Raw genomic sequence first — 25,897 nt, forward strand, 5'->3', positions numbered from 1 at the left:
GGTTTTGAAATGAACTTTATCTGTACTGTTGAGATTTGAAGTTGCTCGTATGGGGGTTAATGAGAAACTTCTAACTCGTAGAATTTTACTGTGGCAAAAGACCCTTTATCTCTTGACTGAAAGTAATTGCCTGCTTTGAAGTAGTTTTCAAAAATTCCCCATTTCTCCATGTGGATGTCTTTGAAGACTTTGTACTCCTGGTTATTCAGAACAATTACCATTTCACCTTCTGAGACTTTTACTTCAAGGGTGAATTTTCTGAAACCCACCTCTTGTTCAAAATTGAAGCCTGCGTCATCATCCCATGCTTCTTCGTGCAAAAGGTGTTCATCGGCAAGGCCTTCGGTTCTTAGTTTTTTGGACTTCACCCGGATCTTCCCGTCTTGCCAGTATATTTTCAAAATAGGGGGCGCATTGTTGTCCGATGCACCGATCAGGTCACGTTGCTCATTGGTTAAGCGGCCGTGAATTTGAAGGATAATCGTTTTGTGGTATTTCCCCGAAGCACTTCGTGAAATAGCGTCCACGGCTATCTTGGCTTTCATTCTGCCACCTTGCTTGAAGGTCCAGTTGGTGTTGTTGTCTCCCGGAACCATTTGTTCTCTGAGCTCAGACCTGGAATACTTCGTATTGGTCGTCGTCGAATTAGTAGGGTAGGCATGGAACACGATCGAACCATCGGTGGAATCGATGTACATATAAGGTTTTGCGACCTCATTCGTCGCAAAGTCGAAAATTTCAGGTGGCTCAATCTCGTACGGCTTTCCTTTTTCGTTCGCCACGGGCAGCGTAACCTTCCAGTGACTCAGGTCAATATCGGGCAACTTGAGCTTCTTTTTTTTCTTTCTCTTTTTCTTCTTCTCAGTTTGATCGGGGGGCGAATCGGTCTGAGCATTAGCAGCCACGGGCCCAAGCATGAGCGTGGCAATCAAAAAGAGCGCAGAAAAACCACCCAGGACATTTGTAATGCCTGGGTGGTTTCCAAATCTAATCATGCAATTAATCATTTCTAAAGCTTAATGATTGAAAAGTCATCCATGTACGATTCCGATTCATCATCTCCCCCGGTGACATTGAGGGTATAGTCGTTGTAAATGAACAGAACTACTTCGGTGCTCGAGCCAGAGTTAAATTGAATCTTGGCTTCTACCCAATCATTTGTATCGTGACCAGAGGCGGCATCCAGGATTTGAGTAGCCAGGATTCTGGATGGGTCATCGATAACCGCTGGGTCGTCGAAGGGAGCATCATAAATCTGAGTGGTTACGGTTGTTCCTGCACCTGAATCCTTGTCCCGTTTGTAGAAGGAAATTTCATAGTCCGTATTGGCTTCGACTGTAATCGCCTGGTAGTACCATCTTCTGTTCGATTCGTTGGTGTTGCCCTGGCTTTCGAAAGTAGGAAGTTTCGCTGAGCGTGATCCGCTTCTGAACGTACTGGAGGTCTGGACAACCCATGTACCATCAAATCCAAAAAATGTATCAGCATTTTCTTCCAGGGTCCTGTTTCGGTGTGCGTCGGTACCGTTTTCTATTCCCGGATCATTGATCGCGGCGATGAAGCCTTGCGAAACGGTCAATTCTGCCGTTGCTACATCCATGAGACCGGTAACGCTGTAAGCAGTCAGGGTAACGAGGTAGATACCATCTTCTTCGTAAGTATGAGAAGGGTTCATACCGGTGAACTGGTAACCGTCACCAAATTCCCAGAGGAGCATTTCAGCATCAACGGAAGCATCCGTGAAGGAGTACGTTTGGTAATCCTGAGGATCAACTTCAAAAGTGAAATCTGCGGTAACCGGAGCCTGGATGTCGATATCTCTGCTCACGGTCGCTGTTTCACCGTCGGGGCTTGTTGCTTCCAGGGTGACGGTGTACACGTCGGGGGTTGCATAAACGTGCGTCGGAGATTCTTCGACGGAAGTATTACCGTCGCCAAAATCCCAGATGTAGCTTTCAGCATTGGTCGAGGAGTTGTCGAAAGTGTACTCCAGGAAGTTCTCCGTACTCTGGGCCGGTGTAAATGCCGGTGAAGGAGGAACTGCGCCGGGAAGTCCGATGTCGATGGTGAAATCATCAAACCTGGCTTCAACGTTAGCATCGTTGTAGAAGTAAATCGCAACGGTTGTGTTGTTGCCGGAGTTGAAGGAAAGTTTCTGCTGAACGTAAGTAGAAGGATCTTCAGTGTCGTTGACCAAAATAGAAGCAATGGTAGCATCAAATGCTTCCTGCTGACTTGTAATAGGTCCGTTTTCAGTAACGCCAATAATAGACACAATAGCCCATGGATCAGCAGCATCGTTTTTCATGGTGTACCAAAAGCGGAGGTCGTAGTTAGAGTTTGGCTCCACCGTGATTTCCTGGTAACCAGCCCGGGCACTACTGACTTCAAGCTTTGCGGCCTGGCTACCGTAGGTTACAGGGCTGCCGGAAATACCGAAAATAGTTGTCCAGCTGGGGCTGCTGGTCCGCCATGAGTCTCTTCCGTCTCCTGTTCCGTCCGGCAAGGTGTTATCCTCAAAACCTGGCTCCAGTATAATTGGCTGGAAAGGGCCTTCTACAACTATAACGTCAAGCGTTACAACGTTTGAGGCTCCTCTGGCGTCGGTGGCGGTCAATGATACCTGATAAGTTCCCTCACCGTTCTCAAAAGTATAGGTCGGGTCTTTTTCAGTAGAGGTGTCTCCACCGCCAAAATCCCATTGGAAGTTGGTCGCTTCGGTAGAAAGGTTCGTGAATTTAACGGTTTTGAAATCCTCCTGAGTGGAAGCATAGGAAAAGCTGGCCGCAGGGGGGATAAGGTCTGCTATAGAATTTGCCTCTGGCAGCTCAAACTCGAAGGCCTCCTCACAACTATTAGCAAATAGCGCGATGGCCAGGCATAGTATAAGCTTGCTGGTTTGGCGTAGAAAAATCGTTGTATTTTTCATTATATTATTTTTACAATTGTGAACTTCGATTTAGTACCCAGGATTCTGGGTGAGGAGACCTTCACTTAGGTTGATCTCTCTCGCAGGAATTGGAAGTAGTAGCTTTCTTGCGTCATAAGCACCGTAACCCATTTCCGATGCATGGGCACTTAGTACCTCGTCGGCAACGCCGAACCGGACAAGATCGAAGAAGCGCTGATTCTCGAAAGCGAGTTCTACTCGTCTTTCGGTAAGCAGGTCGTTTTTAGAAATTGAAGCCGGCCGGTCAGCAACAGGGTCAAACCCTGCCCGGGCTCTCACGGCCATGTAGGAGTCAATTGCTGCTCCATCCGAAGTGGAGTTGCCAGATCCGATAATTGCCTCAGCGTGCATAAGCAGCACGTCGGCATAACGAAGAATGATCCAGTCGTTTCCTGCGTTTCGGGCGTTAATGCCGTAGGATGGAGGGTTGGTAGAAAGGTCTGTTCCTTCGGGAAGGAACTTTGCAACTTCGTTTGAAGTCCCGATGGTGACATAAGATTTGTCTCCTCTGTCTCCGCCAAATGCAGTAAAGTCGGCAATCAGGTTTTCATTCAGGATATTAAGTCCGTCTTCTCTGCCCTGACGAACAGCGGAAGTGAATTCCGAAGAGAAACTCTGGCTTTCCAGAGTGTTGGCTACCTGATACTGAATGGCGAAGATGATTTCATCGTTCAGCTCGTTGTAAAAAACATCCGTAAAGTCTTCCTCAAGGGAGTAGTCACCACTATTGATAATGTCCTGGCAGAGTTGAGCCGCCGTAGCGTAGTCACGGTCGTCTTTCGTCAGGTACACCTTGGCTAAGAGGCCCTGGGCCGCTGCCCGTGAAGCTCTTGCCTTATAGGTGTTGTCTAAAACGCTGATTGCCTCTTGCAGGTCTGCGACAATCTGGTCGTAAATCTGTACGGTAGGAACCCGGGTGAAAAGGGCTTCGTTATCTGAAGGTCCAACCACCGTTGTTACCAGTGGAACATCTCCGTAGAGTCTTACCAGATTGAAGTATGCATAGGCTCTCAGGAACTTCAGCTCAGCGATGTACCGGCTTTGGTTGTCCTCATCAGCAGCTTCCGGTACGAAGTCCATGATGTTGTTAGACCGGAAAATGACCTCGTACATTGACTGGTAGTAATCTTCCGATTCTACGTTGTTAGCGTTCACAAGGTAGCGATGGAAATCGGCCTTTGATCCCTCAGTTGTAGCACCTCTGGTGTTATCCGTACGGTGCTCAGTAAGGAGATACTCGAACTGTACGCCCCTGTTGGACCGTGATTCGTTCGTTTCTGTGTTTTCATTGACGCCCTGTATTGCATCATAGACACCTATGACACCGGCAAGAACATCGGCGTCTGACTCATAAAAGGTGTCCGTTACTACCGCAGATTCAGGTAGTGGATTCAGAAAATCCTCACAAGAGCAGATCGCAAAACCAAGGCTCGCAAGGAGTATGAATTTTATATTTTTCATAATTTGGTTTGTTTATTATTTAGAAATTGATGTTTAGTCCGGCGGACATTGTTCTGAACAATGGGGAACCGCCGCGCTGCGAACCGTAGGCTCTTGGGTTATCATCTTCGATAAACTCAGGATTAAAGCCATTGTAACGATCGGATGTCTTGTAGATCAGGTTCTGACCCGATACGTACAGTCTCAATCCACCAATTTTGAAGCGACTTAACTGATTACTAGTGAAATTATATCCCAGGTTTACATTTCTCAGAGAGAAATACCCTGCGGGCTGAATGACCTCGTTGGTCAATACTTTTTCCTGGATAAAGGATATATCAGAGATTAGTCCGTCTTCGACAAGTTGTTGGGGGTCCTGAGTAGCCTGTCCGAACCAGTTGAAGAAGTACTGGTCACCAATATTTCTTACTTCTGCTCCCTGACTTCCCTGGATCATGATGGAAAGGTCGAAGTTGCCCAGTTTGAATTCGTTCGTAATACTCCAAACCAACTCGGGGTAGGGGTCACCCAATACTGTTTTATCCGCATCCGTGATGATGCCGTCACCATTCAAATCTTTGACGATGACATCTTCGGGAGAACTGTTGATGGGGTGGAATGGTGTGTTGATGTACTCGAGTGGAACTTCTCTGTCTACAACGTAGCCGTAGAAAGCAGAAATCGGTTGCCCCACGAGGTTTATCCACTGTGAGTTACGGCCAAAGTTGTCCTCAACAAGTGCACCGTTCGATTCGCCGAAGTTTAACAGCTCGTTTTTGTTGGTCGATGCAATGAAGGTTGAGCTCCATTTGAAGTTCTGTTTTGCAATGTTTACTGTCCGCAGTTCTCCTTCGAAGCCGCGGTTCTGAACTTCACCCAGATTCACAATACCACCACTAAAGCCGGTAACGTAAGAAACAGGGTTCTCAAGTAGCAGGTTGTCACTGGTACGTTTGTAGTAATCAATAGAGCCACTAACGCGGTTTTCCAGTAATCCGAAATCAACACCAACGCTGAATTCTTCGTTTCCTTCCCACTGCAGCAACTCGTTTGCTACGTTGAGGGCACTTACGCCGTTTTCGATGCCTCCGTCTACGATTGCGTTAGAGGAGTTCAGCAGCGCCAGGTACGGGTAGGTATTTACGATGTCGTCTCCTACGTTGAAGTTCTCATTACCAGTAAGACCATAGCTCACTCTCAGTTTCAGGAGGCTTACGAGGTTGCTTCCGCTGAGAAAACTCTCATTGTGCGCGTTCCAGCCGGCGGATACAGCGGGGAAGTTACCCCACTTGGAATCAAGGCCGAAGACAGAACTTCCGTCTCTTCTGAAGGTGGCATTGAGTAAGTACCGGTTATCATAAGCGTAGTTGGCCCGGAAGAAGTAACCTACTTTACGCCGTGTGATGTCAACTTCCAGAAACTCGGAGATACTGGTCGCTCCCTGCAGATTCCTGAGCAGGTCGTTTGTGTAACCAATACCGGTGATGTCACTGTTCTCACGCTGTCTTTCCTGAATGGTAAGACCCGCGAGTGCGCCAAATTCGTGAGCGCCGACAGATTTGTTGTAATCAAGGGTGTTGTCCGAAATGAGTCGGGTACTGAACCTGTTCTGCAGGTTGTAAAGCGCACGGCTTGTACCCGCTGCGTGGTACAGTACGCCGTCGTAACGGGTTCTTTTCCGCTGCTCGATGGTTACCCCGAATGAAGTCTTGGCAACAAGGCCATCGGCGATTTTGTACTGTAAGTAAGCCGAGCTTAGCAGGTTAGTTTTGTATTCGTAGTGCTGTCTTTCGGTATGCTGAGCGAATGCGTTGGCGTCTCCTGTAGTACGAGGTCTTGCGGTACTACCGTCGCCGTCGAAATCTAAACGTACCAGGTGGTTCTCGTAAAAGTAATCTCCCGGTTGGAGGTTCGGATAGATGTCCTGATCCACAAACTGATCGATGGTCTCCTGCGTATGGTAGATCGGGAGCCATGGTGACTGCCGGAGTACGTTGTGGATAGAGGTCGGTAACCGTCTGAGTTTCGAGTGAGACGGCGTCAGGCTAAGCCCAAGCTTTAACCGATTGGTTAACTCTGTGCTCATTTTGAGGTTAAGCGAGTAGAGCGTGTAGTTGTCGTCAAGTACAACGCCCTGGTCGTCCAGGTACCTCAGGTTGGTGCTGAATTTGGTTTTAGCCGTTCCGCCGCGTGCAGACAAGGAGTGACTGGTAATGTTACCTCCGTCGAAGAATACATCCTGCCAATCCCTGCTTACGCCGGTTACGTCTACAATTGCCTGAGCGTAAAGGGTTTCGTCGGAAAGTTCTCCCGTTGCTGCAAGCTCTTGAGCAGCCCACGAGTCGAGGTCTTTTCTGTAAGCATCGCTGCCAAATGCCTCCTTCCGGCCGAAGAAAGTCTCGTAGTTGAACTTGGTTTTACCTTCTTTACCGCTCTTGGTGGTAATCAGAATAACACCGTTTGAACCCTCACTACCGTAAATAGCAGCGGATGCAGCATCCTTCAGAATTTCGAAGGATTCCACACTGTTCATGTCGAGGTTGCCGAGAAAAGATGCGTCAACAACTATGCCATCAACAACTACTGCGGGACCGGAACTTGCGTTTATAGACCCCACACCTCTGATGGTAATAGTTGGGGCCTGGCCGGCTTCCGCCGAGGTGGATTGTATGTTTACGCCGGAGACTTGCCCGATCAGCGCATCATCAACCCTGGAAACGGCTATCTGATCCAGGTTTTCGTTTTTTACCTTAGAAACAGCACCGGTTAAGTGTGATTTCTTCTGGCTGCCGTAACCGATTACTACAATTTCATCGAGTAATTCGGCGTCGGGCATCAACTGAACATCGATGACGGTTTGTGAGCCGACAGGAATGGTCTGAGAGCTCATACCTGTATAAGAAAAGATGAGGGTGGCCCCATCCGGAACGTCGAGGCTGTACTTGCCGTCGAGGTCTGTAACAGTACCTGAGTTGGAACCCTGAACGATGACGGAAACACCAATAAGGGTCTCGCCGTCTTCAGCGGAGGTCACGGTACCGGTAATAACCCTGAAGTCCGTCGAGCCAGCAAACAAAGGTTGCAGGCTGAAGGAAAGCAGCAGGGTGAAGAGAAGGAAAGTGCGACCACGTGGGCCACGAAGGGGGAAGTTTTTCATTTGTTCAACATTTGCCAGAGGCGTTGATAAATAAAGCACGGACATAGATCGGCCTGCTTGCTATGTCGCAGGGCGTAGCAAGGGGGGAAATTCTGACCTGGCGAAAAAGCAATTACGTTCGCTAGGCAGTAGCCGGAAAAATTAGTGCGTGAGTGAAGTTAAATACCGGAAAGAATCCCGGGTGGTGTTGGCTGCTAGCTCGTGAAAAGCTAACCCGATGATAAATGAATAACTGTAGTGATTGACATGATCGATAATTAAGCTAAATAAGTAAATGATGCGCCCGAAGTAGTTTACGGGAACATACACTATGATATGAGTGTGCGACTGAAATCAGTTACATCCCGCAAATGCCTTTGCATCGCTTCTCCTACACCTACGGTGTCCTGAGTACGGATGTAGTGAAGTATCTCTTCGTGTTCGTGAAGGGTCTTAAGCTCAACTTCGCCTTCGCATACGTTGTATTTGCGGTAGCTGTTGATAATGTCGGGAGTGATGACGAGCATCAACGACTTAAGTACCCCGTTTTTGCCGGCCTCCGCTACTTTCAGGTGGAAGAGGAGATCCTCCTCAACCGCAGGGCTGCCACTTCGGAGTTTGACTTCGTAAGACTGTAAGGCTTGCTGAATGGCAATAATGTCTTCTGGCGTGCGCCGCTGAGCGGCGAGCTGAGCAGCCTTGACCTCCAACGTAACGCGGGTCTCAACCAGAGAGGAAAAATCGTGCTCCTCGATCTGAAGTACATCCGTGATCAAACCTTCCAGTGCCGTAATGCCCATTCCGGCAACAACCGTTCCGCTTTGCGGAAGGGTGCGCAGAATGCCATAAAATTCCAGTTTCTGGAGGGCCTCACGGACGTGGTTACGACTAACGCCGAATCGCTCGGCCATTTTCCGTTCCGCAGGCAGGCGGTCTCCGGAAGATAGCTGGCCCGATGAGATAAGATTCCGAATCTGACGGATGATCATATCTACAGGGCTTTCCACCTTAATTTCGCTGAAGTTGTCTAGCATGATCTGAAAAGCAATAGTTCGACGTTGAGCCAAAGATATATGAATAAAATTGGTTGACCAAATTTTGGTTGACCAATTGGGGGTTTGACGCGTTTAAATCCGGAATGAAGACGGTTAGTCACTCTATTATTGACTTTCAGAGACTTCTGACGCAGGTTGACAGGGGCATATTCGCCCTTGAGGCAAACGCCAATATTGGTCGACCAATCCTGTGAGAGATTGAACCAACCCCGGTTCTAGCCGGAACAACGGATGTTTTGCCTGAAGATGTCTGCTGTCAGCCGATCTGTCCTCAAGGCATTTTTTAGCGAAAGTTTAGAATTTTCCCACGTAGGTTTCGGGGCGAATCAGTTTGAGCTCGGCCTTTATGGAGTCTGAAACGTCGAGGCCGTCGATAAACTCGTGCAGGATGGCTTCGCTGAACTGTGTCCGTCCCCGGGTAAGCTCCTTGAGGGCTTCGTACGGCTTAGGGTAGCCTTCTCTGCGCAGGATATTTTGGATGGCTTCGGCGCAAACGATCCAGTTGGCTTCGAGGTCGGCAGAAAGCTTCTCCTCATTTAGTAACAACTTACTGAACCCTTTTTCGATGGCTTTGATCGACAGCAGAACGTGTGCCATAGGTAACCCGACATTGCGCAGAACGGTAGAGTCAGTAAGGTCCCGTTGCAGGCGGCTGATGGGAAGTTTGTCGGCAAGGTGCGTAAACAGGGCGCGGGCGATACCGAGGTTGCCTTCAGCGTTTTCGAAGTCGATAGGGTTGACTTTGTGGGGCATAGCCGAAGAGCCAATCTCTCCCTTGATGGTTTTCTGGCGGAAGTATTCCATGCTGATGTACTGCCAGAGATCCCGGCAAAGATCGATCAGGATGGTACTGATGCGGGTCAGTGCGTGGAACACTGCGCCGAGGTTGTCGTAGTGCTCGATCTGGGTGGTGGGGTAAGAACGTTTCAGCCCCAGGTTTTTGCCGACGAACTGGTCGGCAAAGGCGTGCCAGTCGTAATCGGGGAACGTAACGTAGTGGGCGTTCATATTGCCGGTGGCACCACCGAATTTGGCGGGCATGGGCACCTCCTGGAGTTGGCGCATCTGTTCGCGCAGGCGATGGGTCCACACGCTGAATTCTTTGCCCAGCAGGGTAGGAGAGGCTGGCTGCCCGTGGGTTTTAGCGAGCATCGGTACTTCGGCCCATTCCATAGCGTGGCGGTCAATTAGGCTAATGAGGCTTTCCAGAGCCGGGCAGATCACTTCGTTGAGGCTGTCTTTGATGCTCAACGGAATGGCGGTGTTGTTGATGTCCTGACTGGTGAGACCAAAGTGAACGAATTCCAGAATGTCTTCCATGCCGGCTTCTTCCATCCGTGCTTTTACGAAATACTCCACCGCCTTCACGTCGTGGTTGGTGGTGCGCTCGGTTGTTTTGATCTCTTCGGCGTCGGCGACGTTGAAGTCGGTGACCATCTGCTCAAGGTCCTTCATCTGTACGGCCGAGAAGCGTTGCAACTGCGGCAGGCCGAGTTGGTGCAGTGCCTGCAGGTAACGTACTTCCACCAGCACGCGGTAGCGGATCAGGGCGTATTCACTATAGTATTCGCTCAGTTCTTTGGTTTTGCCGTGGTAGCGGCCATCAATCGGGCCAATTGCGCGTAATGGAGACATCGTTGATCTTTTAGTTCGTTTAACCTGTGGTTTCGTTAACGGGCGCGAAGGTAAGCATACGGGCGCGGTCGCAGGTGCAAAGTTGGTTGAGGCGTGTTCCTGACCGGTCGGCTGCGGTTTTTGAACTAACAGCTCACATTGGTACAGCAGCCCCGGCTTTAGCCGGTGGCTTCAGGAAACAATAAATCACGTCTCCTCCGGGATGAGGCCCGGAGAACGGTAGCCTGAAGGCTGCCGAACAGTGATGGGAAATGTCTTTTTGTGCATTCGTCAGGTAAGTAAGGGTACTATACCTATCTTCCCAACTCAAAAATAAAATCCTTCCGATGAGACCGTATTTCCTGACCTTTCTCCTTTCATCCTTCCTATGCACCTGCGTCAGCGCCCAGAAGCTCGAACTATTCGAAAGCTTCACGAACCATGCGGTTTTGCAACGCAATACCGACCATCCGATGTGGGGTTGGGCAAAGCCGGGAACGGTAGTGAAGGTCCTCATCGGAGAGCAAAAGCTGAGCGTTAAAACGGATAAATCCGGACGCTGGGAAGTCAGCCTGCCCCCAATGCCGGCCGGAGGGCCACATAAGATTTCCGTGCAGGCTAAAAACGAAGGCATTTTACTGGAAGACGTCTACTTCGGTGATGTCTACCTCCTTTCCGGCCAGTCTAATATGGAGTGGCGCCTGAGCCAGTCAGACGCCGATGGCAGCCGGGCCAAAGCCATCGCTGATCCCCTCATCCGGGAACTGAAAGTAAAAAGAGCCTACGATGGCTCCCCACGGACCCGCCTGGACATCGACGAGAAGTTCAGCGAAGAATGGATTGTAGGCACCGCTGCGGGAATTAAGGATTTCAGCGCCGTAGGCAGCTACTTCGCCCATTACCTGCGCGAAGAAGTAGACGTTCCTGTCGGGTTGCTGCACAGCAGTTGGGGTGGCAGCCGGATCGAACCGTGGATGCGGCCAACGGCAGACGGTATGAACCCGGACCTCGACGAAACCGAAGATATGATGGCTCAGGCAGGCATTCCCGGCCGCAAACGCTTCGCTCAGGACTTTCCCGGTCGCAATGTCCCCACCGAAGACAACGGCCAGGCCAAAGGCTGGCTTACCGATGATTTCGACGCCGCCAGCTGGCCGACGATGACACTGCCCACGTTTTGGGAAAGGGCAGGCTACCCCAACGTAGATGGCGTATTTTATTTCCGCCGGTCTTTCTCCCTGACCGAAGCCCAGGCGGCTGGCGCGGCAACGCTCTATCTGGGAGCAATCGATGATGGAGACATTACCCACATAAACGGTGAGTTTGTTGGCACTCACCCCGATGCTCACGCCGCAAAGCGGAGGTATGAAGTACCCGCCGGTACCCTGCGGGCCGGCCGGAATACCATCGCCATCCGCGTAAACGACGGCGGTGGCGGCGGAGGCTTCTCCGCCGAAGCCGAAGGGATGAAACTGGAAACTGCGAAGGGGAGCATCCCACTGGCCGGAGGCTGGAAGTTCAACATCGGGGAGTTCTCCGTGGGCGGCAACTTCAATAAAATGCCCGTCATCCTGTACAACGCAATGATTGCTCCGCTGGCAAAATATCCCCTTACCGGCATACTGTGGTACCAAGGGGAATCGAACGCCGGCCCTGGCGATAATGTGAACTACGCGCAGCTCATGAAAGGACTGATCAAAGACTGGAGAGATTTCTTCGCTAATCCGGACCTGCCGTTTTACTGGGTACAACTTGCTAATTATACCGCTCCGCCAGCATCTGCCAACGAGCCCGGTTGGGCGGTACTTCGTCGGAGCCAAACGGAAGCTCTCGAGCTGCCCTTCACCGGCCAGGCCGTGATTACGGACATCGGCGAAGCGGGAGAAATTCATCCTCAAAACAAATGGGAAGTAGGGCGCCGGTTGTCGTTGCACGCGCTGAAGGATATCTACGACAAAGATGTTGTGGCCAGCAGCCCTGCGGTAAGTTCGGCCAAAGTGATCAATGACCGCGTAGTTGTCCGCTTTTCTGGTATTGGCGGAGGGTTGGTCGTACGGCCCAACGCCGCCAACGATCAGCGTTACCCTTACCTGGCCGAAGGCTTTACCGTGGAGGATGCCAACGGCAAATGGCACTTCGCCTCAGGGCTCGTGGGAGAAGACGACAATGGTGTAGTACTGATTACACCGCCGGGGATTACGGTCCGGAGAGTGCGTTACGCCTGGGCGAGCAACCCGGAACGTGCCAACCTGTTCAGCCGGGAAGGACTTCCCGTAACGCCCTTCGAGATCAGTGTCGACTGATACATAAGGAAGACCCGATGGGCCGGATGTTTCAGTCTCTAAGACCCTCTTTTATCTTTTTCAGAAGCCATTCCCTTTCGGTTATCACGCCTTTCGTGTCCTCTATTTTCTTCTGTAACTCCCGTAGCTGCTGGAAGTACGCGTTCTTGCCCAATCCCTCTCTTTGCTTCCGCACGGAAACCAGAGATTTAGTGAGGCGAAGAAACAGGTTCGCTGATTTCTTGAACTTCGCCATTTCCCGTGCCCGAATCAGGTAGAGCCGCAGGTTTTCGATCGAGGAGTCTACAACCATGAATTCGCCGAGCTCGTACCAGGCAATTATTTGATATAGCCGGCTGCGCATCTGATAAAAAGAGTTGGTGAACTTTACGTTGCCGAGCATAGTGATGGCTTCGCTGTAATTGCCTTTGAACAGGATGACTTTGGCCAGGTTGAACCGGTAGGCATTTTGCCGGGCTTCCTTCAGCAGGTGTTTACGGTACGATTCGATAAAGTCGATGGCCCAGTCGAAATTACCGAGGGAACAGGCCAGAGAGACAACATTGCTGTAGGTTATCTGGTAGATGATCCCGTCCTGAAGGATCATCCCATTTGCTATGGTTTGCTTGTAGAGGTCAAGCATTTCCTGCCGGTAAGCCAGTTCGTTCTGGTTGATTTTGTTGGCGCAGAAGTTCAGCAGGTGGCGGAGTATTTCTACCTGGTCTTCGTCGGGTAAGGAATGCCGGTGGGCATTCATCAATTCCTTCAGCGCGTAGTAGTGTTTTGGTTCCTCAGGCTGGATGATGGTCAGGAGGCACTGCCGGTAGATACTGATGAGAGGCGGCTCCTGAGGGCTGTGCCGTTGGATCTGGTTGAGCAAATAAGCCGAAGTTTCGCTCTTCCTTCCTCTTTGCCCTTTCATCGCCAGTAGCTCACAGTTTTTCTCGAGTTGAACTGCCTGGTACCAGTTGTCCAGCGAGTTGAGAACCCGTTGCATACTGCTGTCAGCAAGATGTCGCTCCTCCTGGCGCAGGGTGTCGTGGTGCAAAAGATCGATCTGGTACGCCCTCATGAGGTGGTCACTTCCCTGTTTTTTTGCTTCAGCTTCTGCTTTGCGTACTTTTTTGAGTCCCAGGCTTACCAGCCTGGTCATTTGTCGTTGGTGAGCGGCCTGAAGCATCAGAATGTCGGTCTGGTCGGACGCTTCCAGCCCCAGTTGGGCCAGGAAGCCTTCCAGCAGCTTCATCAGGTAACTCATCACGTTGCTTACTGCAGTCTCGTTGACGGGTTGACCGGGGAACAGGGCCTTGCTCAGTTGTTGCTTATCGAGTTTGTCCCAATCCCGGCCGCCGGTAAGCAGGAAACGGGCGAGGACGCAGGTGCCAGGGTGGCTGTTGAAGAAAGGCGATTCGACATAAGCCAGAAACCGGTTTTGTTCCCGCCCCGAAAGCTTTCTCAGGTTTCGCAGCAATTTACTGGAGTTAAGGTTCGACATGCTCTAAAATTGTACCGGTGAGTTTTTTTTAATCTACTGGTTTTTAGGTTTTTGCATGACCTTAAGGGTGTAATGTACTCTAAAAATGACGTAAAATGTACTTGTAGCTGCTTTGTTTTCCAATTAAATTTGTTGCTGTTAATTCGCTTTGCTACAATCAACTCAGTTTATGATGTTTAAAATGTTTACCCCGCTCATACTAGTAATATTTTGTTGCACCGGCGGATTATTCGCTCAGGACGGCCAACTCGATTCTACGTTTGCCGGTGATGGCATCCTCCTCGCCGATTTTGCCGAGGGGACAGAAACCATCAACGACATCGTTCAGCAGCCCGACGAGAAGTTGGTTGCGGTGATGTCTTCGCGTTACCCTAATCCGGAGACATTCGATATTCAAGTGGTGCGGTTCAACCCTGACGGAACCAATGATTCGACCTTCGCCGACAACGGCGTCTTCCGTTACCGCAACGACAGCGGCAGCGACCTGGGCTATGATCTCGAGTTGCTGGACGACGGTAGCTTCCTGGTCGCAGGTTCGTGGGCAACTCCGGATCCGGCGGATACTGATTTTCATCTGTTCAAACTCACCCCTCAGGGAGAGCTTGATTCCGCTTTCGGTACCAACGGAAGCACGGTCATGAAAATCGACAGCAGTGAAGACTACGCCCGCGCAATCGCTGTTACCAACAGCGGAGAAATCTACCTCGGTGGAGACAGCAAGGTGCCTGGCTTCAGTCGCAGCCGCAACGTGATCATGAAACTGAACGCTGCCGGATTGGTTGATTCTACCTTCGGCACCAACGGTGTGTTCATGTGGAACGATCACCTCGAAGGTGCTGCCACCAGCAGCCTCCGTCAGTTACTTATAACCCCTGAAGGCGATCTGCTCACCTCAGGACGTACAAAACCAAGCGGGACAGACCGTATATCGCTCTATAAAGTTAAGCCCGATGGCTCCGGCCTCGACTCTTCTTTCGCGGTAAACGGAGAGCTGCTCTCTCCGCTGCAGGGGTACGGCTACGGCCTCACGATGCACCCCAACGGTACCATCCTGGTTACCGGGCAAAACCTAACCACGGATGGCAACGACCTCGTCGTTGCTGCCTTCGATGGCAACGGAGTCAGCGTTCCCGACTTCGGTGTTTTTGGCGTCGTGACGGTAAACCCTGGCATTAATGAAGCAGGGTTGGACATTGCCATTCAGCCCGATGGTATGATTGTTGTCTGCGGCGAAACCGGCGGAACGGTATTCTCCGGCCCTCCGCGCCAGTTCCTGTCTGTTCGTATGGACATCACCGGTGTGATCGATTCTACCTGGGGAGACAACGGAATTGTAACCACGATGACTTCCGACTTCTTCGCCTTCCCGAACGCCATCCTCGTTCAGTCCGACGGCAAGATCGTCCTCGGCGGCGCGTCTGCAACCCAAACCACCGGCAACGACCTTACCCTGGTTCGTTACGGTAACTTCATCGACGCCGACGGCGACGGCTACAGCATCGTGGACGATTGCGATGATTTCGTCTTCGAGATCAACCCCGGCGCGTTCGATATCGCCAACAACGGCATTGATGAAGATTGCAACGGGGAAGACAGCCCGGTAGCGGTCCGCTTTGTTGATCTGTCTTCAAGCTTCGAAGCATACCCTAACCCGGCATTGGATGAAGTCGTACTTCGTACCAATGACCCCTCATTGCAAGCGCTCCAAATCGAAGTCTTTACCGCAAATGGCCGCTTGTTGAGCAGCTTTGCACCTGCCTTCGGGCCTCTTAATACCACCGTTTCCCTACGAGATTTTCCTGCCGGAATGCTCGTTATACGCGTACAGACCGAAACCGGAACTGCGGTGAAAAGAATCGTGAAATTGTAGGATTCGGGCTTTTGCCTTCTAATTGTTTTTAGTGTTGTTCATATTGTCTCTCAACGCCGTTCTCCTGCTCTATTGAGTGGGAGAACGGAACAACTCAACGCTCAGTCTATGAATTTCTGTGCCACCAAAGTCTGTTTCGCTCTTTCCCTCCTCTTATACCTGGCAGGAACTGCCGCCGGGCAAAACATCATCGCTGATCCGGGATTCGAAGGCTGGACCGGCTCCAACAACGGAGGGAATACACTGGACGGAATGACGGATTGGTACAACGCCAACGGCACGGCAGACCTACACCACACCAGCCGTAACCCCGGCACAAATTTATCGGGGCTCAACCCCTGCCCGCTGGGCAACGGACGAACCGACTGCGGCTTCCCGGTTGCCGGCAGCGGGGTAATGGGTGCCTACAAAGCCAATGGCGCTGATGGTTCCAAAGAATGGGCCGGCGCCCAACTGACGGAGCCGATGGTGCCAGGAGATTGTTACGAAATTTCTTTCTGGGTGCAGAATAAAAGAGATGACCCCGCCAGGGAATTGGTGACCAATCAGTGGGGTGTGTTTTTTTCCGAAACGATGCAGCCCCAGTTCAATCCTAATCTTTTCAACTTCGACATCGTGGCCAACCAGTGGGTAGCCTCCGACCAGGTTATTGATGGCTCGGAATGGACGCTCGTGGAACTCAACTTCGAAGCAGATCAAGCCTACGAATACCTCTTTCTCGGATTTATGGGTAATGTGAGCGATGCCACGCAGCGCCTTTACAACGATGACCCTCAGCTGGGTTGCTACGTTTGGTTCGACGAATTGTACGTTCGCCACGTAGACGTAGAGGTTCCCGAAACCCTCAACATCTGTGCGGGCGAAACCACCACCATCGACTTCGTATCCGATTACAGCATCAACTGGACCGACGGTGAGATTTCCGATACCACCCGGTCATTTGAGGTGACTCCGCTGGTTTCCACAACCTACTACGTTACCGCAACGGGGAATACCGGTTGTACCAAAACGGATTCGGTAACCGTGGAGGTTAACTTCCCCGTCAGCAGCATTTATCCGCAGGAACTCTGTAACTATTCAGCTCCGGTTGCTGTCGATGAAGGCATTGGCCCCGGCCGGTGGGTAGGACCCGGAATTACGGATGAGGTTGCAGGGATTTTCGATCCGGTGGTGGCCGGCTCCGGGGTACACACGGTTTACTTCCTGGCAGAAGGTGGCTGCGCAGAGAGTGGCAGCTACGAAATAATAGTGCGGGAAGTTGCTCCGCCACAAATCAGAGTGGACCTGGTGGAAGGTTGCACGCCCCTTACGGTGAACATAACCGAGGAACTCACCACCGAGCCAGGAGTCGGATTTCGCTGGACTTTCGGCGACACAACGATCATTTCCACCACGGCTGAAACCGCCTATACTTTCCACGAAGGAGGCGAGTACGAAGTGTCGGCCACCCTGGTTTATTCTCCGGTTTGTGAAGTTACCGCTACGCTACCTGCGGCGATTCGGGTGAACCAAAGTCCGGTTGCTGACTTCCTCACCACGCCGACGAGGCTCACCAATCTGGAAGGTTCCGCCGTATTCAGTGATCGCTCCGAAGGGATGATCACCGAGTGGTACTGGGACGTGGCAGGCCTGACGAGCAGCGATGGCCCCGAAGCACGCTACGATTTTACATCTGCCGGAGAGTATGATGTATTTCTGGAAGTTACCGATGCCGCCGGTTGTTCGGACAGTATCCGCCAGGCAGTGACGGTTTTGCCCGACGCGAAGGTGTACCTCCCAACGGCCTTTTCGCCCAATTTCGATGGCATCAACGATCAGTTTCAGCCCGGCATTGCGGGGCGGGTTACTGATTACGAACTCAGCATTTTCAACCGGTGGGGTGGTGTCGTATTCACCTCTTCCGATCAAAACATCCTGTGGGATGGCCGTGGAAACGACGGGGAGCCGGCAGACGTAGGCACTTACCTCTTTGTGCTCACTTACCGTGCCGAAGACGGGGCAGGAACCACGACAACGACTCCGGTTTCAGTTTCCGGAAGTATCACTTTACTGCGGTAAATATTTACGGGCAGTATGATGCATCAGGGCGCCGCAGCGCAGGTGCAAGGAGAGGTTGAAAAACCCCGTCCGGGCCCAACGCCAGAAATAAACAGCTTGCCCGCTTTTTTCTATCCCTTTTTCCAAAGGTCTTCCTTCAGCCGGGAGTGCGCCGGGAACCGGGAATTCGCTCACTAAAATTCAATTCGAATGCGTTTACTTTTATCACTTTTTTCCGCGGTCCTTCTTTGCGGCACCCTGTCTGCGCAGGCAACGCTTTTGCAGGACATAAGAACCGGGAGCCTGAGTTCCAGCCCCACAAGGTTCTTCGAATACAATGATAAAGTACTCTTCCGTGCTACAACCGACTCGCTGGGTACCGAACTTTTCATCACCGACGGAACCGCCGACGGAACGTCGGTCCTTAAGCACATCAACGACAGTACTTCTGTCTCGGGCGGATCGAGTAACCCGGACAACTTCCACCTCTTCAACGGTCGTGTTTACTTCCAGGCGACAGACGGAATACACGGCGCTGAGCTGTGGTCTACCGACGGTACCACCGCCGGGACGCAACTGGTGTATGACCTCAACACCGGCAGTGCAACGGGAGGCGTGCTTGATCCGATTACGTACAATGATCGCCTTTACTTTACGGCCATCGACACCTTTACCAACGCCGAATTGTTCCTGCTGAACGACGCTGGAGACAGTACAATCCTTGCTGCCGAAATCGTACCAGGACTGAGCGGTGGCCAGCCGCTGTCGAAAATCGTTCATAACGATACACTTTACTTTGCTGCCCTCGACGGAACCCCCGGTTTCCGCCCGCCTACTCACCTCTGGAAGAGCGACGGTACTGAAGCAGGGACAATGCAGGTGACGAATCAGGTTGAGCCGATCCTGTCGCCGAACGGGTTCACTTCCCACAATGGTTTGCTGTACTTCTCGGCGGCAACAGAGTTCTTCGGTCAGGAACTCCACGTTTATGACGGAGATTCTGTCCGCCGAATTTCAGACCTCCGGGCTGCAGAGTCTAACGGAGCTCCGGGCAACATCACTTCCTTTGGCGGTAAACTGGTGTTCTCCGCCAATTCAGATAGTCTGGGCACAGAGCTTTACGTTAGTAACGGTACGCCTGACGGTCACCAACTGATCGACATCAACCTGACCCCGAACACCAACGGAATCGGAACCCGCAACAGCCGTCCGAATGCTTTTGTCATCATCCCGGGATTGGCGGGCGCTGATCAGCTGGCCTTCGTTGCTGAAGACAGCGTTGCCAACCAGTACCATTTCCTGACCTTCAACGACGCGGGTGAGCCGGTCGTTGAATCGATCCTGGACCGCTACGGAGTCTCCGTTACCCGCGGTAACGATATGATCAATACCGGGTCGTGCCTCTACTTCGGGGGGGAGAACGATGAATTTGGCATCGAGATGTGGAAACTCAGCCTGATCGGAAATTCAGTACCTGAACGGGTAACGGACATCAACGCAGGAGAGGCAAATGCTTCGCCCAACGAGTTGGCCCGGGCGGGCAACTTCATTGTCTTCGAAGCTACCGATAGCCTTGGCCGCGAACTATGGTCTTTGCCGGCAGATGTGGCTGGATACAGCTTTGCTGACGCGGCGGCCGCTCCACTGAGCAGCGGCGATACGCTCGACTTTGGTTTGGTACTGGAAGGTGAAGTTGCCAACGGCCTCATCACCCTCACCAGTACCGGCACCGGCCCAACGGCCGCAGTGGTAACCAACGCTGAAGCCCTTGACGGAACCTTTGCCCTGACGCTGCCCGCAGGACTCGACAGCATCGCTCCCGCTGCCATGCGCAACCTGGCTGTGAGCTTCAGCCCTGCCTCCGGAGGAGACTTTCTGGACAGTATGACCGTTTCTGTCTATGGCGCTAACGGCCCCGAAGAGCTGACCTTCTACCTCAAAGGATCTGCAGAAGCACTCGTTGGTGCCCTCGAGGCCAGCGCAAATGAGGTAGTACTCACCGGCTCCGAAACCGTCGATTTCGGCGAAGTGCTTAACTTCCAGGACTCTACCATCGCGGTAGTGCTGAACAACACCGGTAACGGACCGCTGATGTACGTTCCCAGCCTCAGCGTTGGTGACCAGTTCACCGCTGACGACCTTGACGCTACGCAGATTGAAGCCGGAGGGTTTGATACCATCTTCGTCACGTTTGCGCCCGAATCCGTTACGGCATACGAAGACACGCTCGTGCTTGCGCTGACGCTGAATGCAGAAATCACCGACGAACTGGTGATCCCTCTTACCGGGAACGCCGTGGTAAACAGCATCAACGACTTTGGTATCCGGACGCTGCGCGCCTTCCCGAACCCAACTACTGATGTATTGCGGATCGAACTGGCTGCTCCGCTCAGCGGAGCAACGGTACGGGTTTTCGACGTGAACGGTCGCCGGATGTCGGAGAGCCGCTGGCCCGAAGGCGTAAGCATCAGCGACGTTTCCCTGGGCAACCTGCCCGCTGGCATGTACACCATCGATGTGCAGGGCCGCAACGGCCGCGTACTGCTGGAGGTGGTTAAGCGGTAGACTATCCTGCTTTCTACCAGATATTTATCTTTATGTCCCTGCGAGCTGCGATGGCTCGCAGGGACATAATTTTTAGCACCATGACCTCGAAATACTTTACCTGCAAAAACTGCCACGAAAACACCAGAGTCAGATCCATGGCCACCGACCGGGTGGAGATGGAGCGCGATTTGGGAGAAACTTTCCTTGCGGCCTGTAGCAACTGCCACGACCGAAAGACCATTCATGTGAATGACGTGCATGCGGAACCGAACAGGATAATTACGGGCGTTGGTGGGGTCGTAGGCGTAGCGGCTACCGTTGCTTTGTGGCAGATAGGGTATGTTGCCGTCTTGTCAGCTACTTTACCCGTCATCATTCACGCAGCGCAGCAGAAGGCCGCGACTACCTTCAACGGATATAAAATCCGGCCGACGAAGTGATGCTGAAAGTGCAAAGTCATACTGCCTGAGGCCGCGGAGCTCCGTCTGGAAACCGTTCTTTGTACCTGCGTCCGCGCCGCTGAATGAATCCGCGGAGAAACCGGTTATGCCGGTTACTTTTATGAATTATGGTGGTGGAAAACGGATGTTTAAAACAAAAGATGATTAATTCGGTAATTTTACCCATATTTGCGAGAACAGCAGTTTTTCAATCGATATGACACCCGAACTAGCCCGCACGGCGCTCAAAAAATACTTTGGTTACGACGACTTTCGCCCTCTTCAACTCAACATCATTGAGCGGACGTATAAAGGCGAAGACGCCATTGTGCTGATGCCAACCGGGGGCGGAAAGTCGATGTGTTTCCAGATTCCCGCGGTAACGATGAACGGGACCGTGGTCGTGGTCAGTCCGTTGATCTCGCTGATGAAAGATCAGGTAGACGGGCTGAATGCCGTTGGTATCCGTGCTGCCTTTCTTAACTCCAGCCTGAGCGGAACCGACAGCCACCGGGTTGAAAATGCCTACGAAAACGGAGAACTTCACCTGTTGTACGTAAGCCCGGAAAAACTCCTTTCCGCTGGTTTTTTCAGCTTCCTGAAACGCCGCAAGGTTTGCCTCTTCGCCATCGACGAAGCCCACTGTATTTCCGCCTGGGGCCACGACTTCCGGCCCGAATACACGCGGCTGAAAAGCCTGAAACAGGTCTTCCCGGACGTGCCCATCATGGCCCTGACCGCAACGGCCGATCGCCTGACCCGCCGGGATATGGCCGAACAACTCGGGATTCCTGAAGCGGAGCAGCACATTGCCAGTTTTAACCGGCCCAACCTGAGCCTTTCCGTCAGGCCGGGCCAAAAGCGGCGGGAGCAGATTGTCAATTTCCTGCGGGAGCGGCCCGATCAGGCCGGCATCGTTTACTGCCTGAGCCGTAAGCAAACCGAGAACCTGGCCGAAAAACTCCGGGAAGCGGGCTACAACGCCGAGGCGTACCACGCCGGCTTACCGAGCGAGCGCCGGGCTGAGGTCCAGTCGGATTTCATCAACGACAAAACCCTCATCGTTTGCGCAACCATCGCCTTCGGGATGGGAATCGACAAGAGCAATGTCCGTTGGGTCATCCATTACTCCATGCCGAAAAACCTGGAAAACTATTACCAGGAAATTGGTCGTGCCGGGCGGGACGGAGCGAAGGCAGACACGCTGCTGTTTTATTCCTACAACGATTACAACGTCCTGAAAGATATGATCGGCTCCAACGGCCAGTCGGAACTTCAGTTGGCCAAACTGGACCGGATGAAAGAGTACGCCGACAGCCTTGCCTGCCGGCGGAGAATACTTCTCAATTACTTCAGCGAAGAGAGTTCGGAAAACTGCGGAAACTGCGACATCTGCGCCAACCCGCCGGAGCACTTTGACGGTACGGTGCTGGCGCAAAAAGCTCTGTCTGCCATTGCCCGCCTGAAACAGAGCGTTGGGGTAGGTATGGTGATTGATGTTCTGCGCGGCTCCGGCCGGGCGGATCTCCGCAAGAATGGCTACGATCAAATTAAGACCTACGGCGCTGGCCGGGACATTTCTACCTTCGACTGGACCCAGTACTTCAACCAGCTCATCAGCCTCGGGTACCTCTACATCGCCCACGAAGACTATAATAAGGTGAAGCTTACCCCCGCCGCCCGCCGCGTCCTTTTTGAAGGGGATAAAGTGGAATTGGTGAAAATGACGACGGTGAAAAAACGCCGGGAGGTCGAGAAGCAGAAGACCGCCAAACGCGCTGCCGCAAAGCGGGAAAAACTCGGTCTGTTCGAGGAACTCCGCGAACTCCGCAAGGAACTTGCACGTGAATTCGGTATTCCGCCTTATCTCGTGTTTAACGATGTAACCCTCAACGAAATGGTCGCCCAAAAACCGGTTACCGATGCCGAGATGGGCCGCATCAGCGGGGTTGGGGAGCGCAAGCTCCACCGCTTCGGGGAGCAGTTTATGGCGGTCATTAAAAAGCACGTGCGCCGTGAGGATAAAGCATCGCGGGGAGATCTTTCGAGTCACGAAGCGAGCCTGCAGGCCTTTAAGAACGGAGCATCCATCCGGGAAATCGCGGAGCGTCGCGGTATTGCAGAAAGTACCGTTACCAGTCATCTGGCAAAGTGCTACGGCGAAGGAGCAGATTTGGACGTGACCCGGTTTTTCCGCCCTGAAGCCCCCGGATGGGTCGAAGAAGCCCTCGCCGCGCTACCCGAAGAGGGAACCGGAGCCAAAGCCGTTTTGGAATGGGTTACGGAAAAACACGGGCCGGATGCACTTGATTACGGACAGATTCATTTCGTTTGGGCGATGCGCAAAAGAGCTGAGTCGGTAAGCTGAAAAGTGTTTGGTTAAGGGCTGTGGCAGCCCGGGACAAGCATCCTTAAAGCTCTGCTCTTTCGGATAAACTAAAACTCCATGAAACACGAAATTCTTACGCTCAGGCCGCAAAAGCTAGTTGGTCACTCCCGGAAAATGTCAATGGAACAGGACCAGACAAGTGCCTTGTTTCAGCGCTTTATGCCAGTGAGAAACAATGTCCCCGGAAGAACAGATGCCTGGGTCTACGACCTGAGGATATACCCTGAAAACATCAGCTTTGCCGAGTTCGGGCCCGCAACTGAGTTCTTAAAGTGGGCTGCGGTAGCGGTAAGCGATGATTGCCCCGGTCAGGAAGGGTTTGAAATCATCACAATTCCCGGCGGACTGTACGCTTGTTTTCACCACAAAGGGCCTGCCGCCGATGCCCCCATGGTCTTTGGTTATATCTTGCAGCATTGGTTGCCATCTTCGGGCTATTCGTTGGATAATCGACCTCATTTTGATACCATGCCGGAGGGGTATGACCCTTTATCTTCGGATTCGGAAGAAAAAATATGGATACCAATAAAAGCCAGGAAAGGAGACGTCTGAACTTCATCCTACTGGCTTTCAAGCCAGTTCCTTACGAAGTCACACCTTAATCCCAATAAGAAAATATAACTATGAAAAATACCTTATTGCTTCTTTGCGCGCTGTTGTTCTTTCCGTTATCGGGAGGTGCTCAGATAAAGGTACTGATCATTGACGGTCAGAATAACCATGTTGTTTGGCCAAAGTCTACGGTGATGATGAAGCAGTACCTGGAGTCTACTGGGTTGTTTACCGTCGATGTGGAACGAACAGGTACTACTTGGAAGGGGAAGACTCAGGCCGAGTACCTTTCCTTGGCGACCCGTCAGAAAACCGAAGATTTGAACGAGCCGGTGAGTGACCCCGGCTTCAAACCTAAGTTCAAACGCTATGATGTTGTTGTTTCTAACTTCGGGTGGAAAGCAGCACCCTGGCCGAAATCGACCAGGAAAAAATTCGAGAAATTTGTGGCTAAAGGCGGTGGTTTTGTGTCTATCCATGCTGCAGACAATTCCTTCCCCCATTGGCCGGCTTATAACCGGATGATCGGTTTAGGCGGTTGGGGAGGTCGCAATGAGAAGTCGGGCCCCTACGTCTACTACACAAATGAGGGAGAACTTAGAAGAGATACTTCCCCCGGAAATGCAGGGCAGCATGGAAAGCGTCATGAATTTCCGATAACGGTTCGTGATAGCGCGCATCCCATAACTAAAGGGATGCCTCCTGTTTGGATGACTACGGCGGATGAGTGTTACGCAAAGCTGCGAGGCCCCGCAGAACAGATGACAATTCTCGCCACGGGCAAAGACCAGTCCGAGACCGCACCTACAGACCGACACGAACCGGTACTGATGGTGCTCGATTACGGAAAAGGTCGTGTTTTTCATTCTACGCTTGGGCATGATACACGGTCGTTCGAGAGTGTCGGTTTTATCTATTCTTTTTTGCGGGGCGTGGAATGGGCTGCAACGGGATCGGTCACTCAGGAATTACCGGAAGATTTTCCCCAAGCCGGGGCTTCTTCAAGCCGGACATTCATTCTTCAAGACAAATAGTGATAAAATAACCTGACTATGCATCTATTCGTTTACGGTTCACTTCTAAGCAATATCCCCAGTTCCATGAGTAAGTTTTTGCGTCGGCGGGCAACGCTGATCGGTAAAGCTACTACTCCCGGAAGCTTGTATGATCTCGGAATGTACCCAGGTTTCGTGCCCGGCGGGGAGGAATTGGTAAAGGGGGAACTCTACCACATCAACCCCGAAAGTGAAGCATTGACGATGGAAATGCTCGACGCTTATGAATCCGTTACCGGTGAGCCGGAGGACGAATACTCGAGGGTTGAAATTGCTGTTCAGGTAAGCGGTGGAGGAACCTTCAAGGCCGAAACCTACGTTTTTATGGGAGAAACCGAAGGCAAACAGCTGATACCCAAGGGTGATTACCCGGCTTATTACGTGGGCAACGCTGATCACGGGCGGTTCGTGAATGGGGAGTAATGGCGACTCTTAGCGCTATTCATCTTATTGCCTCGCAATAAATTCTCTGACGTATGGAATTCATTACCCTATCTCCCCACATCTTTACCGTTCGCGGTTTTCTTACGCCCGCCGAATGTGAGTATTGGATTGAACGTACCGAAGCTGCCGGATATGAAGATGCTAAAATTACGGTCGGCCGTAAGCAGGTGATGGCCAAGTCTGTCCGCAATAACGAGCGGTATATTTTGGATGACGTCGCTTTGGAACGTCAATTGTGGGAGCGGGTGAAAGATTATGTTCCCAGGAAGCTTAAGATCAGTAGCGCGATCGGATTGAATGAACGGTTTCGTTTTTACAAATATCAGCCCGGCCATCGTTTCAAGCCGCACAAGGATGGCTCCTACATTCGCAACATTAACGAGTGGAGTGAATACACCTTTATGGTCTACCTCAACGATGAGATGGAGGGCGGTACTACTAACTTTGATGACGTTACTGTCGTTCCCGAAGCGGGGATGCTCTTGATCTTTAAGCACGCGTTGTTACACGAAGGTGCAGAGGTGATTGCTGGTGTGAAATATGTACTTCGGTCGGATGTGATGTACCGGCGAAACACCTAATTGTCTACCT

The 25,897-nt window shown here is 51.9% G+C and carries 17 protein-coding genes; 10 read left to right on the top strand and 7 right to left on the bottom strand.

Translation table 11 applies throughout. The features are described from left to right. Positions 1–56 precede the first annotated feature (56 nt). The 6 genes from FUA23_RS02775 to purB all read right to left on the bottom strand — a co-directional run bounded on the left by FUA23_RS02775 (position 57) and on the right by purB (position 10,216). Entirely contained in the window at positions 57–917 is an 861-nt protein-coding gene (locus FUA23_RS02775; RefSeq protein WP_147929319.1) for a polysaccharide lyase family 7 protein, read from the bottom strand. A gap of 92 nt (positions 918–1,009) precedes the next feature. Then, entirely contained in the window at positions 1,010–2,929 is a 1,920-nt protein-coding gene (locus tag FUA23_RS02780) for a PKD domain-containing protein (protein WP_147929187.1), read from the bottom strand. A gap of 30 nt (positions 2,930–2,959) precedes the next feature. Next, entirely contained in the window at positions 2,960–4,411 is a 1,452-nt protein-coding gene (locus tag FUA23_RS02785; protein WP_147929188.1) for a RagB/SusD family nutrient uptake outer membrane protein, read from the bottom strand. A 19-nt stretch (positions 4,412–4,430) separates the two neighbouring features. Continuing rightward, positions 4,431–7,547: a SusC/RagA family TonB-linked outer membrane protein gene (locus FUA23_RS02790; protein ID WP_147929189.1), complete on the bottom strand. Its 3,117-nt coding sequence runs from the start codon at positions 7,545–7,547 to the stop codon at positions 4,431–4,433. Between the two features lie 308 nt (positions 7,548–7,855). Next, complete coding sequence (locus tag FUA23_RS02795; RefSeq protein WP_246144004.1) at positions 7,856–8,593, bottom strand: FadR/GntR family transcriptional regulator; 738 nt, start codon at positions 8,591–8,593, stop codon at positions 7,856–7,858. A gap of 282 nt (positions 8,594–8,875) precedes the next feature. Next, a complete protein-coding gene (gene purB, locus FUA23_RS02800; protein ID WP_147929190.1) occupies positions 8,876–10,216 on the bottom strand; it encodes an adenylosuccinate lyase in 1,341 nt (446 codons plus the stop codon). Between the two features lie 326 nt (positions 10,217–10,542). On the opposite strand from purB, the gene FUA23_RS02805 reads away from it, so the two are divergent. Then, the gene (locus FUA23_RS02805; protein ID WP_147929191.1) at positions 10,543–12,498 is read left to right on the top strand and encodes a sialate O-acetylesterase; all 1,956 of its coding nucleotides are present in this window, start codon (positions 10,543–10,545) and stop codon (positions 12,496–12,498) included. Positions 12,499–12,529: 31 nt separating this feature from the next. Here FUA23_RS02805 and FUA23_RS02810 read toward each other — a convergent pair whose 3' ends face one another. Then, the gene (locus FUA23_RS02810) at positions 12,530–13,972 is read right to left on the bottom strand and encodes a hypothetical protein (RefSeq protein WP_147929192.1); all 1,443 of its coding nucleotides are present in this window, start codon (positions 13,970–13,972) and stop codon (positions 12,530–12,532) included. A gap of 169 nt (positions 13,973–14,141) precedes the next feature. On the opposite strand from FUA23_RS02810, the gene FUA23_RS02815 reads away from it, so the two are divergent. The 9 genes from FUA23_RS02815 to FUA23_RS02855 all read left to right on the top strand — a co-directional run bounded on the left by FUA23_RS02815 (position 14,142) and on the right by FUA23_RS02855 (position 25,887). Further along, the gene (locus FUA23_RS02815) at positions 14,142–15,842 is read left to right on the top strand and encodes a T9SS type A sorting domain-containing protein (protein ID WP_147929193.1); all 1,701 of its coding nucleotides are present in this window, start codon (positions 14,142–14,144) and stop codon (positions 15,840–15,842) included. Between the two features lie 108 nt (positions 15,843–15,950). Next, on the top strand, positions 15,951–17,900 hold the full coding sequence (locus FUA23_RS02820; RefSeq protein ID WP_147929194.1) for a T9SS type B sorting domain-containing protein: 1,950 nt from the start codon (positions 15,951–15,953) through the stop codon (positions 17,898–17,900). A gap of 189 nt (positions 17,901–18,089) precedes the next feature. Continuing rightward, the gene (locus FUA23_RS02825) at positions 18,090–20,444 is read left to right on the top strand and encodes a T9SS type A sorting domain-containing protein (protein WP_147929195.1); all 2,355 of its coding nucleotides are present in this window, start codon (positions 18,090–18,092) and stop codon (positions 20,442–20,444) included. An 80-nt stretch (positions 20,445–20,524) separates the two neighbouring features. Further along, a complete protein-coding gene (locus tag FUA23_RS02830; RefSeq protein ID WP_147929196.1) occupies positions 20,525–20,866 on the top strand; it encodes a hypothetical protein in 342 nt (113 codons plus the stop codon). A 217-nt stretch (positions 20,867–21,083) separates the two neighbouring features. Further along, positions 21,084–23,234: a DNA helicase RecQ gene (recQ, locus tag FUA23_RS02835; protein ID WP_147929197.1), complete on the top strand. Its 2,151-nt coding sequence runs from the start codon at positions 21,084–21,086 to the stop codon at positions 23,232–23,234. Positions 23,235–23,312: 78 nt separating this feature from the next. Beyond that, a complete protein-coding gene (locus FUA23_RS02840) occupies positions 23,313–23,807 on the top strand; it encodes a GyrI-like domain-containing protein (RefSeq protein ID WP_147929198.1) in 495 nt (164 codons plus the stop codon). A 71-nt stretch (positions 23,808–23,878) separates the two neighbouring features. Continuing rightward, a complete protein-coding gene (locus tag FUA23_RS02845) occupies positions 23,879–24,841 on the top strand; it encodes a ThuA domain-containing protein (protein WP_147929199.1) in 963 nt (320 codons plus the stop codon). Between the two features lie 18 nt (positions 24,842–24,859). After that, on the top strand, positions 24,860–25,285 hold the full coding sequence (locus FUA23_RS02850; protein WP_147929200.1) for a gamma-glutamylcyclotransferase family protein: 426 nt from the start codon (positions 24,860–24,862) through the stop codon (positions 25,283–25,285). 53 nt (positions 25,286–25,338) lie between these two features. Beyond that, on the top strand, positions 25,339–25,887 hold the full coding sequence (locus FUA23_RS02855) for a prolyl hydroxylase family protein (RefSeq protein WP_147929201.1): 549 nt from the start codon (positions 25,339–25,341) through the stop codon (positions 25,885–25,887). Positions 25,888–25,897 lie beyond the last annotated feature (10 nt).

Origin of the sequence: Neolewinella aurantiaca (assembly GCF_008014675.1) — a bacterium.
Taxonomy (GTDB): domain Bacteria; phylum Bacteroidota; class Bacteroidia; order Chitinophagales; family Saprospiraceae; genus Neolewinella; species Neolewinella aurantiaca.

Bases quoted from the DNA above. Each gene is read 5' to 3' on its own strand.
- FUA23_RS02775 (WP_147929319.1), bottom strand. From the start codon at position 917: ATGCTTGGGCCCGTGGCTGCTAATGCTCAGACCGATTCGCCCCCCGAT.
- FUA23_RS02780 (WP_147929187.1), bottom strand. From the start codon at position 2,929: ATGAAAAATACAACGATTTTTCTACGCCAAACCAGCAAGCTTATACTA.
- FUA23_RS02785 (WP_147929188.1), bottom strand. From the start codon at position 4,411: ATGAAAAATATAAAATTCATACTCCTTGCGAGCCTTGGTTTTGCGATC.
- FUA23_RS02790 (WP_147929189.1), bottom strand. From the start codon at position 7,547: ATGAAAAACTTCCCCCTTCGTGGCCCACGTGGTCGCACTTTCCTTCTC.
- purB (WP_147929190.1), bottom strand. From the start codon at position 10,216: ATGTCTCCATTACGCGCAATTGGCCCGATTGATGGCCGCTACCACGGC.
- FUA23_RS02805 (WP_147929191.1), top strand. From the start codon at position 10,543: ATGAGACCGTATTTCCTGACCTTTCTCCTTTCATCCTTCCTATGCACC.
- FUA23_RS02810 (WP_147929192.1), bottom strand. From the start codon at position 13,972: ATGTCGAACCTTAACTCCAGTAAATTGCTGCGAAACCTGAGAAAGCTT.
- FUA23_RS02815 (WP_147929193.1), top strand. From the start codon at position 14,142: ATGATGTTTAAAATGTTTACCCCGCTCATACTAGTAATATTTTGTTGC.
- FUA23_RS02820 (WP_147929194.1), top strand. From the start codon at position 15,951: ATGAATTTCTGTGCCACCAAAGTCTGTTTCGCTCTTTCCCTCCTCTTA.
- FUA23_RS02825 (WP_147929195.1), top strand. From the start codon at position 18,090: ATGCGTTTACTTTTATCACTTTTTTCCGCGGTCCTTCTTTGCGGCACC.
- FUA23_RS02830 (WP_147929196.1), top strand. From the start codon at position 20,525: ATGACCTCGAAATACTTTACCTGCAAAAACTGCCACGAAAACACCAGA.
- recQ (WP_147929197.1), top strand. From the start codon at position 21,084: ATGACACCCGAACTAGCCCGCACGGCGCTCAAAAAATACTTTGGTTAC.
- FUA23_RS02840 (WP_147929198.1), top strand. From the start codon at position 23,313: ATGAAACACGAAATTCTTACGCTCAGGCCGCAAAAGCTAGTTGGTCAC.
- FUA23_RS02845 (WP_147929199.1), top strand. From the start codon at position 23,879: ATGAAAAATACCTTATTGCTTCTTTGCGCGCTGTTGTTCTTTCCGTTA.
- FUA23_RS02850 (WP_147929200.1), top strand. From the start codon at position 24,860: ATGCATCTATTCGTTTACGGTTCACTTCTAAGCAATATCCCCAGTTCC.
- FUA23_RS02855 (WP_147929201.1), top strand. From the start codon at position 25,339: ATGGAATTCATTACCCTATCTCCCCACATCTTTACCGTTCGCGGTTTT.